Here is an 11,180-nt window from a genome sequence, read left to right on the forward strand (position 1 = left end):
AGGGGCCGGGTTCCGCGAAATTCCGAAAACGTCAAAAACGTGTTTGCTGTCGTTGGCAACGACGGCACGAGTTACCTTGCAGGGCAAAGCCTCAGGCGTAGTTGAAATCCGTCGAGCCGATACCGTACGGATTGTCGTAGGCGTAGTTGATGTACACCGGCCCCTGCTGGAAGGCGTAGTAGCCGGTGTTGATCAGACCGGTCGAGATCACCGTCGGGCTGCCGAACGACGTGGTGATGAACGAGTAGAGCAACGTGCTGCCGTCGGCGGTGTAGACCGAGATCTTGGTGCCGGCCGGGACCGAACTCGAGCCAACGATGGACTGCAGAATGGTGCCGTAGACGCCACCGGAGTCGATGATGGCGCCGACCGTGGTCTTGGTGCCGTTGTTCACCTGGACCTGGACCCACGCGTCGGGCGTGCCGGGCACCGAGACGCGCACCGGCATCGGGTTCTGACCGAAGATCATCAGACCGCCGAGGCCGAAGAACAGGCCCTGGTAGAGCAGGACGCCATCGCTGAGCTCACCGGGCAGCGACGTGGTCGGGATGCTCGGACCGGGACCCGCCGCGTTCGCTCCGATGCCGAGAATGCCCTCGGCACCCCAGCTCAGGAAACTCTCGAACGCCGCGGAGTCGGCCTGGGTGACGACGTCGACGCTGGTGGGCTCGGAGACGATGCCGTTCCCGAAATCGACAGTGGTCGTATAGATGTTGTAGTCGTAAGCCTCGGTGGGGGCGCCGCTGTAGGTGATGGACCCGCTTCCGGTCGGCGTGCCCAGACCGGTCTGGTTGACCGCGTTGTAGGAGATCACCAGGCCCGAGGAGCCGGTGTCGACCAGCACGGGCACGCTGGGCCCGCCGTTGACCGAGATGTAGACGACCGGCTCGGTGGTGGCCTTCATGGTCACCGGCACGATCCCGTAGACCCGGGTGTTCGACGTGGCCGCGCTCAGCGAGTTGCTCACTGGGGCCATGCTTCCGCCGCCGGTGAACAGGCTGACCAGCGGCAGGAAGAAGGCCGCAGCGTTCATCTCGGCGCCCGCCACCGAGGGCAGCAGGATGTTGACCAGCAGGTTGCCGCCGGCGATCTGGTGCACGATCGGGATGTTGGCGGTGGCGGCGAAGAAGCCCTGCGCACCGGAGTTGGTTGCCGACCACAGATCAAGCGTGGCCGCCGCACTGGACAGGAACAGCTGCGGCACGATCGCGGCGAGTCCGCCCGCGATGTTTCCGCTGCCCCAGGTCGCCGCGTTGAGTTCGGTCTGCGCGTCAACGAGCTGTTGTCTGCCCAGGGTGTAGGCGACACCGGCGACGATCTGCTCGCTCGGCAGGTACGACGTCGAACTCGGGGTCGGGTCGGCGGCTGCGAGCGCGGACGCCGCGCTCGTCGTCTCGGCCGTGGATGAGGTTGCCGCAGTAGAGGTCTCAGCGGTGGCCTTCACCCGGGCCGTATGGGCGACGGCGGTCGGGGTCACCGTGGTGGGCTCGGTCGTCGTTTCCGTCGTCGATGTCGCCGATGCGGTAGTGGCGGTGGTGGTGGACGCGGCGGCGGCAGCGGTTTCAGTCGTGGCCGCCGCGGCGGCGCTCACCGTGTCCGAGGTCTCCGAGGAGTCCTTGGCGCTCGTGTTGCCGCCCGACGACGACACCTTGCTGCTGCGGGCCGAGTGGGCGGTGGTCTTCTTCGCGGTCGTCGACGAGTCGTTGGATGACGAGTCCTGTGAGCTGCTGTCCGAACTGGCCGACGCGCTCTTGGCGCTGCCGCCGGAGGATCCGGTGTCGGCGTAGGCCACTGCGGTTCCACCGGCCAGGGCAGCGCCCACACCGAGGGTCACCGCACCGGCGCCCAGCCAGGCGTACGGCTGAAGGCGGCGCCGCGGGGCGCGGTGCTTTCCGCCGCGGCCGTTCGTGCTGCCGGTCTGCCTCATTGCTTCCCCTCGCTGTGATGGCTCATCCGTTAACGCCGTCGCGAATTTGCTGGTTTGTCTATCACAGCGCCGCGGCGCGGCGATAGCCAACGCGCACAGCTCACAGCTCGCACCTAGCCAGAGGCTGAGGCGTTACTGCCGTATTTGCCAGCTCGTCGCGGGGTCGACCAGGATTCCCGACACGTCGACCACCTCGAATGCGCCGATCGGCACCTTGTTGAGCTCGGCTTGCGCCGTCTGATGTTCGGTGCCCGCCCAGCCATTACTCATCGCCAGCAGCTTCGCGCCGTCCTGGCCGGGAGTCGTCGAGTCGTAGATGACGGCGCCGTGCTGCTGCAGGGCTTTGAGGACCACCTGGGTGACAGCCGAGTATCCGGACATGTCGAAGTCGGCGCGCAGTCGCAGCACGCTGCCCATCGGGACGCCGGTGGTCCCGCTACCGTCACCGGACCCCGCCGGCCAGGTGAAGCCCGCCCCGCGGTCCTTGGAGATCACGATACCGAGCATGTGGTCGATGCTGCCGCGGGCGAGGTCGTCGGGCCGCAGGATCATCGGCAGGTAGGGCAGGTGTGCGGCGTTGGCCCATCCGGTGGTCGGGTAGTAGGGCGAACTCATGTCGTAGTGGACACCGGCCTCGGCGATCCAGGACGACCCGTACAGCGCCCGGTAGATGGCATTGCCGATGGCGTCCTGGAAGCTGTTGGCCGGCATCTCGACCCCATTGGCGACGTTGTAGAGCTCCTGGGAGATGCAGGTGCCCTCCTGGAACACCAGCAGATGGCGATCCCACGCGGGCAGTGCCGGCATCCCTTCGATGATCGGCCGGTCCGGGATCGCATACGGGCGGCTGTCGATGCTGGGGCCGCTCGTCGAGTAGCCGCGATTGAAGATCACCGTCTCGGTGCGTGCGCTCGCACCGATGACGTTCACCGGCATACCGCCGGTGTTGTTCTGCCAGTAGACACCCCAGTTGGCGTTGAGCGTGGCGCCGCGGCCGGCCCCCAGGATGTTGAGCCATGCGCTCGACTGGGCCTTGACCGGCAGCGTGCTGACGTCAGCGTGGAAGATCGTGTCGGTCGGCATCAAGGTGCACCCGCAGAAGGTGGTCTGCCCGTTGGCGGCGATGGTGTTGCTCGGGCTGATGGTGATGCTGACCGGGACGGCGACCGTGCCGCCGTGGCCGTCGGCGACGGTGACCGAGAAGGTGTCGACCTTGTCGGCTGCCGGTCCGGTGAAGACGGCCGCTTTGGCGCGGGCGGCGGCGGTGGGCGTGTAGGTGAAGCTGCCGTCGGCGCCCAGCGCGAAGCTGCCCTTGGCGGTGGTAACCGATCCGGTGTAGTTCAGGACGTCGCCGTCGGTGTCGGATCCGACGATAGCTCCGGTGACGACACCGGTATTCACGTCGCGGGGACCGACGGTGGTCTTGCCGGTCGGCGCGGTGTTCTTGGGGCTGATCGACACCGTGACGGTGACGGCTAGGACCGCGCCGTGTCCGTCGTTGACGTTGACGACGAACGAGTCGGTCTTGTCAGCGAGGGTGGCGGTGACGGCGGCGGCGTTGTGCCGGGCGGCCGCGGTGGGTGTGTAGGCGAACGCTCCCCCGCCGTTGACGGTGACACTGCCGCCCTTGGCGGTGGTGGGATTGACGCTGTAGGTCAGCAGATCCTTATCGGCATCGGTTCCGGCGACCTTGCCGCCGACGTAGCCGTTGCTCGCATTGGGCGCATTGACCGTGGTCTTGGCGGTCGGCGCAGTGTTCTTCGGGGAGATTGGCACGACCACCGTCGTGACTGCTTTCGCACCGGCGGGGTCGGTCACGGTGACGGTGACGGCATCGGTGGTGAGGGTGGCGTCGGCGGTAACCAGTGCGGCGTCGTGGCGCGCCTTGGCGGTTGGGGTGTAGGTGAACACCCCGGCGGTCGTGGTGGTCACCGCACCCTTGCCGGATGTCGTTGCGCGATAGGCGAGTTTGTCACCGTTGGGGTCGGTGGCGCTGACCGTTCCGGTGACGGCACCGGTAGTGGCCGAGGGGCTGCCGACGAGAACGCTCTGGATGACCGGTGGGGCGTTGACCACGGTGACGTTGGCCGTCAGCTGTGCACTCGGCGCGATCTGGCCAAGCTGCCGCCGTGTTGCGGCGAGCACGGTCCAGGCCAGCGGCGACTCCGCGGGGCCGGCCGGGCTGCCACCCAGCAGGGTGGTCAACCGGGCGGCCGTCGATGCCGTCGAAACAGGCTTGACGGCAACCACTTTCGCGGGCTCGACAGCACGCGCCTTGGCGGCGGCGGGTTTGGCCGCGCGCTGCGTGGTCGAATGCCGGGCCGAGGACCCGGTGGAGTCACCGGAATCGGCCAGCGCGGGACTCGCGGTCGCGATCGCCGCACCGACTCCGAGCGCGACGGCCAGGCCGCCGACCCGTCCTACACAGGCTGCCGCTGTCATATCGGACCCCTCCCAGCGTGGTCTTCCCAAGTAAGCAGGCCGGGAGGTGTTTTCGTGGGGAATCAGCAAAATTAACGATGACGTCGAGAGCCGACTTGAATTGACTCCGAGGGCAATTCCGCGTTCGGCTCAGTCCTTCTCGCCCTTGCGATCGGTGTCCCGGCTGGGCTGGACCCGCTTGGGTTCGCCCGGCATCTTGGGGTAGTTCGGCGGGTACGGGAGGTCGCCCAGGCCGCGCTCCTCGTCGGCATCGACCATCGCCAGCAAGGGCTCGATGGACTGGGCCACCGAATCCATGTCGGCCATCGGGTCGCCGCGCCGTGCGATCAGGTCCGGGACGGTGGCCATGGTGTAGTCGTCGGGGTCGGCGTCGGCGAGTTCGGTCCAGGTGAGCGGCGTCGACACCGTGGCGATCGGCGTGGCCCGCACCGCGTAGGCGGCGGCGAACGTGCGATCGCGGGCGTTCTGGTTGTAGTCGATGAAGATACGCTCGCCGCGCTCCTCCTTCCACCACGACGTCGTCACCAAATCCTGTGCACGCCTTTCGATCTCGCGCGCCAGCGCAATCCCGGCCCGGCGCACCGCGATGAAGTCCCACTGCGGGGCGATGCGCAGGAACACGTGGATCCCCCGACCGCCGGAGGTCTTGGGGTAGCCGACCAGCCCGAGCTCGTCGAGTAGCGGCTTGAGGATGTCGACGGCCACGGTGCGCGCCTGTGCGAACCCGGTACCCGGTTGCGGGTCGAGGTCCACCCGCAACTCGTCGGGATGGTCGGTGTCGGGACAGCGCACCTGCCACGGGTGAAACGTCACGGTGCCCATTTGCGCGGCCCACACCACCGCCGAGGGATGCGTGACCATCAGTGCATCGGCGGTACGGCCGGACGGGAACGTCACCCGACAGGTCTTCAGATAGTCGGGATGCTTCTCCGGCACCCGCTTCTGGTAGATCTCCTCACCCTCGATGCCGTCGGGGAACCGCTGCAGATGCGTGGGGCGGTCCCGCAGTGCGGTCAGCAGCGGGCCGCGGCACGCCATCGTCCGGTAGTACTCGACGAGAGTGCCCTTGGTTCCGGCTGATCCGAGTTGCGGGAAATAGATCTTGTCCCGGTTGGTGAGCCGCACCGCGACCCCGTCGACGTCGAGTTCCTCGGCTTTGGTGGCCACTCCTCGAAACTACGCCCTCAGATGCGGGGCAACGCCTTCATCCGCTCGTCCAGTGGCCGACCGAGGTAGGCGCGGATATCCCGGGTCATCTGGTCACCGAGTACCTCGGACGCCCCGCTTTCGACCGCGTCGAGCACCTGACGCACCACATCGGCAGGATCGGACTTCGGGGCATCGGTGAACGAGGCCATATCCGTGTCCACCAGACCGACGTACACCCCGACCACCTGGACACCGCGGGGCGCCAGTTCTATCCGCATCGAGTCGGTGGCATTCCACAGAGCGGCTTTCGACGCCCCGTAGCTGCCGCCGCCCGGCATCCAGGCCAGCACCGAGGACACGTTGACCACGGCTCCGGCCCGCTCCGCGATCCCGTCGGCGAGGGCCGCGGCCAGCGCGAGCGGACCCAGCAGGTTGGTCTCCAGTTCGGCCCGCAAGGCGCTGGTGTCCGGGTCCAGCACCGAGGCGCCACGCACGATGCCGGCGTTGTTGATGAGGACGCTGACATCGGGAGCAGCCTTGGCGACCGCGGCCACCGACGCCGCGTCGGTGACGTCCAGGGTCACGGGCACCACCCGCGGATCGTCAACCTCGACGCCGCGCGGGTCGCGCGCCGCGGCATAGACCTTCGTGACTCCCCGATCCAACAGCTGCTGCACGTAGTGTCGGCCCATCCCCCGATTCGCCCCGGTCACCAGCACGCTGCGGCTAGCCAACGACGTCATCGCGATCCTCCTGAAGTAAACCAAACGGTGTACTTTTAACCGTAGCAAGCACAAGGCTCAAGGTAAACCCAGCGGTATACTTGGCGGCATGAGCAGTCAGCGCCAGGACACCGTGCGCGGTGGTCGCGGTGCACGCAAGCGCATCCTGGATGCCGCCGAACGGCTCTTCTATCGGGAAGGCATCAACGCCACCGGCGTAGAGCGTCTCGCCAGCGAGGCATCGGTATCCAAACGCACTCTCTACCAACATTTTCCGAGCAAAGAGGCGGTGGTCGAAGAGTATCTGCGCGGAATTCAGGACCGCGTGGGCGACCCCATCAGCCCCACACCCGCCGATACAGGTCGCACACCACGGGCACGGCTGCTCGCACTCTTCGACCGTTCGCTGCCACCCGGCCGGATACGGGGTTGCCCGTTCCACAATGCCGCCGTCGAAGCCGGGACCATACCCGAGGTCCAGGACATCGTCCGGAATCACAAGCACGACTTCATCGACGGCCTGGCCAACCTGGCCCAGCAGGCGGGGGCAGCCAACCCCCGGTTGCTCGGGTGGCAGCTGGCCGTGCTCTACGAAGGGGCAGCCTCCCTCAGCACGTCCCTCGACGATCCGGCAGGTTGGGACTACGCCCGCAAAGCTGCCCAGGCTCTCATCGACAACGCGCTGAAGTAGGCACAATAGGGGACATGGACCTGCCCGTGTTGCCGCCGGTCTCCCCGATGCTCGCCAAATCAGTGACGTCCTTCCCGCCCGATGCCTCCTACGAACCGAAATGGGACGGCTTCCGGTCGATCTGCTTTCGCGACGGGGACGCCGTCGAGTTGGGCAGCCGCAACGAACGCCCGCTGACCCGATACTTCCCCGAACTCGTCGCCGCCGCACAAGCCGAACTCCCGCCGCGGTGCGTGATCGACGGGGAGATCATCATCGCCACCGGGAACGGCCTGGATTTCGAAGCGCTGCAGCAGCGCATCCATCCGGCTGACTCCCGGGTCCGCCTGCTCGCCGAGCAGACCCCGGCCGCGTTCGTCGCCTTCGACCTGCTGGCACTGGGCGACGACGACTACACCGGCCGGCCGTTCAGCGAGCGGCGCGCCGCCCTGGTCGACGCCCTCGCCGGGGCGGGCCCGTCGTTCCACGTCACGCCGGCCACGACCGATCTGCCGACCGCGCAACGCTGGTTCTCCGAATTCGAGGGCGCCGGACTCGACGGCATCATCGCCAAACCGCTGACCGTCACCTATCAACCGGACAAGCGGGTGATGTTCAAGATCAAGCACGAGCGGACTGCCGACTGTGTGGTGGCCGGCTACCGGCTGCACAAGTCCGGCGACGACGCGATCGGCTCACTGCTGCTCGGGCTGTACAAACCTGATGGCGCGCTGGCCTCGGTCGGCGTCATCGGCGCGTTCCCGATGGCCAAGCGCCGGGCGTTGTTCGCCGAACTGCAGCCACTGGTCACCAGCTTTGAGGACCACCCGTGGAATTGGGCGGCGCACGAATCCGGCGAACGCACCCCGCGCAAGAACGAAGGTTCGCGATGGAACGCCGGTAAGGACCTGTCGTTCACCCCGCTGCGGCCTGAACTGGTGGTCGAGGTCCGCTATGACCACATGGAGGGCGACCGGTTCCGGCACACCGCCCAGTTCAACCGCTGGCGGCCCGACCGTGACCCACGCTCGTGCACCTACGAACAGCTCGACGAGCCGGTCCGGTTCCGCCTCGGCGACATCGTTCCGGGGCTGGGCGGTCACGGGTGAGCGGCGCAGGCCGGTTCGCTCCCAGCCCGTCGGCCGATCTGCACATCGGCAATCTGCGCACCGCGGTGCTGGCGTGGCTGTTCGCCCGCTCGACGGGCAGGCGGTTTCTCATCCGGGTGGAGGACCTCGATGACCGCACCCATGACGACGTGGCGCACCGTCAGCTCGCGGACCTCGCCGCCATCGGGATCACTTGGGACTGCGAGCCGGAATGGCAGTCCGCCCACCGAGACCGCTACGACGCGGTGGTCGACGCTCTCATCGAACGCGGGCTGGTTTACGAATGTTATTGCAGCAGAAAGGATATCCTCAGCGCTCCGCGCGCACCGCATGCCCCGGAGGGGGCCTATCCCGGCACCTGCCGGGAGCTCTCCGAGCAGGATCGGGCCACCCGTCGCGCCGCCCGGCCGCCCGCGCTGCGATTGCGTTCGGACACTGCCGAATACACGGTGACCGACCTGCTTCACGGCAGCTACACCGGCGTGGTCGACGACTTCGTGCTGCGCCGCGGTGACGGGGTGCCGGCCTACAACCTGGCCGTGGTGGTCGACGACGCGCACAGCGGTATCGACCAGGTGGTGCGCGGCGAGGACCTGCTGTCCTCCTCCCCCCGGCAGGCCTACCTCGCCGGGCTGCTGGGCTATCCGGAGCCGACCTACGCCCACGTGCCGTTGGCGCTCAACGCCGACGGCAAGCGACTGGCCAAGCGCGACGGTGCGGTCACGCTGGCCGAACTCGGCGTTGACCAGGCATTGGGGCTGATCAGCGGCTCGCTGGGGTGGCCGTCGGCCGATCTCGGCACACTCCTGGAGCGATTCGACCCGGCTGTGCTGCCGCGCGAGCCGTGGATATACCAACCCGTTTGATCCGAACCCTTGGCGGGCATCCCCCGCGTCATTAACCTCCGCACAATGCGTCACCTCCCACGCAGCCTGCTGCTCGCCGTCCTGCTGGTCGCGACGGTGCTCCTGGGTGCCTGCGGTTCGAGTCAAACCGGAGCCGACCGGCTCTCGTCCTCGGGCGTGCTGCGAGTGGGCACCGAGGGTACCTACGCGCCCTTCAGTTACCAGGATCCCGCGACCGGGCAACTCGCCGGCTACGACGTCGACGTCGCCAACGCGGTGGGCGAGCGGCTGGGTAAGAAGGTCGAGTTCGTCCAGACCCCGTGGGATTCCATCTTCGCCGCGCTCGAGGCCAACCGTTTCGACGTGGTGGCCAACGAGGTCACCATCACCCCCGAACGCAAGAGCAAGTACGACTTGTCCGAGCCGTATTCGGTGGGTGAAGGCGTCGTCATCACCCGGGCGAATGACAACTCGATCACCTCGGTGGCCGATCTCAAGGGCAAGACGGTCGGTGCGACGGTCACCAGCAACTGGGCCCAGGTCTCCCGTGATGCCGGCGCCAAGTTGGAGCCGGTGGAGGGATTCACCCAGGCCATCACCCTGCTCAACCAGGGCCGGGTCGATGCCGTGGTCAACGACAGCATCGCCTTCTACGCCTACCAGTCCGAGACCAACGACCAGTCGGTCAAGATCGGCGCCACCATCGGGGAGAAGAGCGAGCAAGGCTTCGCGGCCCGCAAGAACAGCGGACTGCTGCCCGAGCTGAACCGGGCGCTCGACGAGTTGAAGGCCGACGGCACCCTGGCGGCGATCTCGCAGAAGTACCTGAAGGCCAACGTCACCGGTGCAACAGCAGAAGCCGGGCACCGCTCGGTATGGAAGCTCATCGCCGACAACCTGTGGCCGTTGGCCAAGGCCGCGATCACGGTGACCATTCCGCTGACCATCATCAGCTTCGTCATCGGCTTGGTGATCGCGCTGGTCGTCGCACTCGGCCGGTTGTCGAAGAACGTCATCGTGTCGAATGTCGCCCGGTTCTACATCTCGATCATTCGGGGCACACCCCTACTGGTGCAGTTGTTCATCATCTTCTTCGCACTGCCCCAGGTCGGGATCAAGCTGCAGCCGTTCCTGGCCGCGGTGATCGCGTTCAGCCTCAACGTCGGCGGCTACGCGGCGGAGATCATCCGTTCGGCGATCCAGAGCATTCCGAAGGGCCAATGGGAGGCCGCCGAAACCATCGGATACAACTACGCCGGTGCGCTGCGGCGGATCATCCTCCCCCAGGCCACCCGGGTGGCGGTCCCGCCGCTGTCGAACACACTGATATCGCTGGTGAAGGACACGTCGCTGGCCTCGACGATCCTGGTGACCGAACTGCTGCGCACCGCTCAGGTGGCCGCCGCACCGACCTTCGAGTTCTTCGCGCTGTACGGCACCGCGGCTGTGTACTACTGGATCATCTGCCTGGTGCTTTCATTCGGCCAAAGCCGGCTTGAGCACCGGCTGGAAAGGTATGTGGCGCGATGACGGATAGCGAGAAGACCGACGGCATCGAGTACCGCGTCACCGCCGAGGGTGTGGAGAAGTCGTTCGGCGACAACAAGGTTCTTCGGGGCGTCTCGTTCACGGTGCAGAGGGGCACGGCGACCACGATCATCGGGCCGTCCGGTTCCGGCAAGACCACGTTGTTACGCACTCTCAACGCGCTCGATCGGGCCGACGCCGGGGTGATCCGGGTCGACGATATCGAGCTCGACTTCTCCAAGCCGGTGCCCAAGCCGGAGGTCCGCCGGTTCCAGTCCCGCAGCGGATTCGTGTTCCAGGGGCACAATCTGTTCCCGCACAAGACGGTGCTGGAGAACGTCACCGAGGGGCCGCTGATCGTCCAGAAGCGCCCGAAGGACGAGGTCATCGCCGAGGCGCTGGCCCTCCTCGATCAGGTCGGGCTGGCCGAGAAGCGGGACCAATACCCGTACGAGCTGTCCGGCGGTCAACAGCAGCGGGTCGGCATCGCCCGGGCGCTGGCGCTCAAGCCCAAACTGGTGCTCTTTGACGAGCCGACCTCGGCCCTGGATCCTGAACTCGTCGGTGAAGTGCTCTCGGTGATCAAGGACCTCGCCGTCGAGGGGTGGACGTTGGTCATTGTCACCCACGAAATCCAGTTCGCCAGGCAGGTTTCGGATCAGGTGCTGTTCACCGATCAGGGCATCATCCTCGAGCAGGGCCCCCCGTCCGAGGTGATCGGCAATCCCAAAGAGGCCCGGACTCGGCAATTCCTGGAACGGGTGCTCAACCCGCTCTAGATTGTCTTCT

The 11,180-nt window shown here is 66.9% G+C and carries 10 protein-coding genes; 6 read left to right on the top strand and 4 right to left on the bottom strand.

What is annotated here, in order from left to right; all coding sequences use genetic code 11:
• Positions 1-91: 91 nt before the first annotated feature.
• Positions 92-1,444, bottom strand: coding sequence for a PecA family PE domain-processing aspartic protease (locus BN3385_RS00560; protein ID WP_059014090.1), 1,353 nt, complete (start codon positions 1,442-1,444; stop codon positions 92-94).
• On the opposite strand from BN3385_RS00560, the gene BN3385_RS00565 reads away from it, so the two are divergent.
• Entirely contained in the window at positions 1,434-1,787 is a 354-nt protein-coding gene (locus BN3385_RS00565) for a hypothetical protein (protein WP_059014092.1), read from the top strand. The genes BN3385_RS00560 and BN3385_RS00565 overlap by 11 nt on opposite strands.
• Positions 1,788-2,059: 272 nt before the next feature.
• Here BN3385_RS00565 and BN3385_RS00570 read toward each other — a convergent pair whose 3' ends face one another.
• From BN3385_RS00570 to BN3385_RS00580, 3 genes are all read right to left on the bottom strand, one after another.
• Positions 2,060-4,369, bottom strand: a complete 2,310-nt coding sequence (locus BN3385_RS00570) for a cadherin-like domain-containing protein (protein WP_059014094.1) — start codon at positions 4,367-4,369, stop codon at positions 2,060-2,062.
• A 129-nt stretch (positions 4,370-4,498) separates the two neighbouring features.
• Complete coding sequence (locus tag BN3385_RS00575) at positions 4,499-5,536, bottom strand: DNA polymerase domain-containing protein (RefSeq protein ID WP_059014096.1); 1,038 nt, start codon at positions 5,534-5,536, stop codon at positions 4,499-4,501.
• A gap of 17 nt (positions 5,537-5,553) precedes the next feature.
• Positions 5,554-6,261, bottom strand: a complete 708-nt coding sequence (locus BN3385_RS00580; RefSeq protein WP_059014098.1) for an SDR family oxidoreductase — start codon at positions 6,259-6,261, stop codon at positions 5,554-5,556.
• An 88-nt stretch (positions 6,262-6,349) separates the two neighbouring features.
• On the opposite strand from BN3385_RS00580, the gene BN3385_RS00585 reads away from it, so the two are divergent.
• From BN3385_RS00585 to BN3385_RS00610, 5 genes are read left to right on the top strand one after another with little or no spacing between them, the layout of a single operon-like run.
• Positions 6,350-6,931 carry a TetR/AcrR family transcriptional regulator gene (locus tag BN3385_RS00585; protein ID WP_059014100.1) on the top strand — a complete coding sequence of 194 codons (582 nt, stop codon included), beginning with the start codon at positions 6,350-6,352 and terminating at the stop codon, positions 6,929-6,931.
• A 14-nt stretch (positions 6,932-6,945) separates the two neighbouring features.
• Entirely contained in the window at positions 6,946-8,019 is a 1,074-nt protein-coding gene (locus tag BN3385_RS00590) for an ATP-dependent DNA ligase (RefSeq protein ID WP_059014102.1), read from the top strand.
• Positions 8,016-8,885: a tRNA glutamyl-Q(34) synthetase GluQRS gene (gluQRS, locus tag BN3385_RS00595; RefSeq protein ID WP_059014104.1), complete on the top strand. Its 870-nt coding sequence runs from the start codon at positions 8,016-8,018 to the stop codon at positions 8,883-8,885. Before BN3385_RS00590 ends, gluQRS begins: the two co-directional genes overlap by 4 nt.
• Before the next feature lie 45 nt (positions 8,886-8,930).
• Positions 8,931-10,394: an ABC transporter permease subunit gene (locus BN3385_RS27405; protein ID WP_082690211.1), complete on the top strand. Its 1,464-nt coding sequence runs from the start codon at positions 8,931-8,933 to the stop codon at positions 10,392-10,394.
• Positions 10,391-11,170 carry an amino acid ABC transporter ATP-binding protein gene (locus BN3385_RS00610; RefSeq protein ID WP_059014105.1) on the top strand — a complete coding sequence of 260 codons (780 nt, stop codon included), beginning with the start codon at positions 10,391-10,393 and terminating at the stop codon, positions 11,168-11,170. Before BN3385_RS27405 ends, BN3385_RS00610 begins: the two co-directional genes overlap by 4 nt.
• The last annotated feature ends 10 nt before the right edge of the window (positions 11,171-11,180 follow it).

This window comes from Mycobacterium sp. M26 (assembly GCF_001494595.1).
In the GTDB taxonomy this organism is placed as follows: domain Bacteria; phylum Actinomycetota; class Actinomycetes; order Mycobacteriales; family Mycobacteriaceae; genus Mycobacterium.

Excerpts from the sequence above, each read along its gene's own strand:
- BN3385_RS00570 (WP_059014094.1), bottom strand. The coding sequence starts at position 4,369 with ATGACAGCGGCAGCCTGTGTAGGACGGGTCGGCGGCCTGGCCGTCGCG.
- BN3385_RS00580 (WP_059014098.1), bottom strand. The coding sequence starts at position 6,261 with ATGACGTCGTTGGCTAGCCGCAGCGTGCTGGTGACCGGGGCGAATCGG.
- BN3385_RS00585 (WP_059014100.1), top strand. The coding sequence starts at position 6,350 with ATGAGCAGTCAGCGCCAGGACACCGTGCGCGGTGGTCGCGGTGCACGC.
- BN3385_RS00590 (WP_059014102.1), top strand. The coding sequence starts at position 6,946 with ATGGACCTGCCCGTGTTGCCGCCGGTCTCCCCGATGCTCGCCAAATCA.
- BN3385_RS27405 (WP_082690211.1), top strand. The coding sequence starts at position 8,931 with ATGCGTCACCTCCCACGCAGCCTGCTGCTCGCCGTCCTGCTGGTCGCG.
- BN3385_RS00610 (WP_059014105.1), top strand. The coding sequence starts at position 10,391 with ATGACGGATAGCGAGAAGACCGACGGCATCGAGTACCGCGTCACCGCC.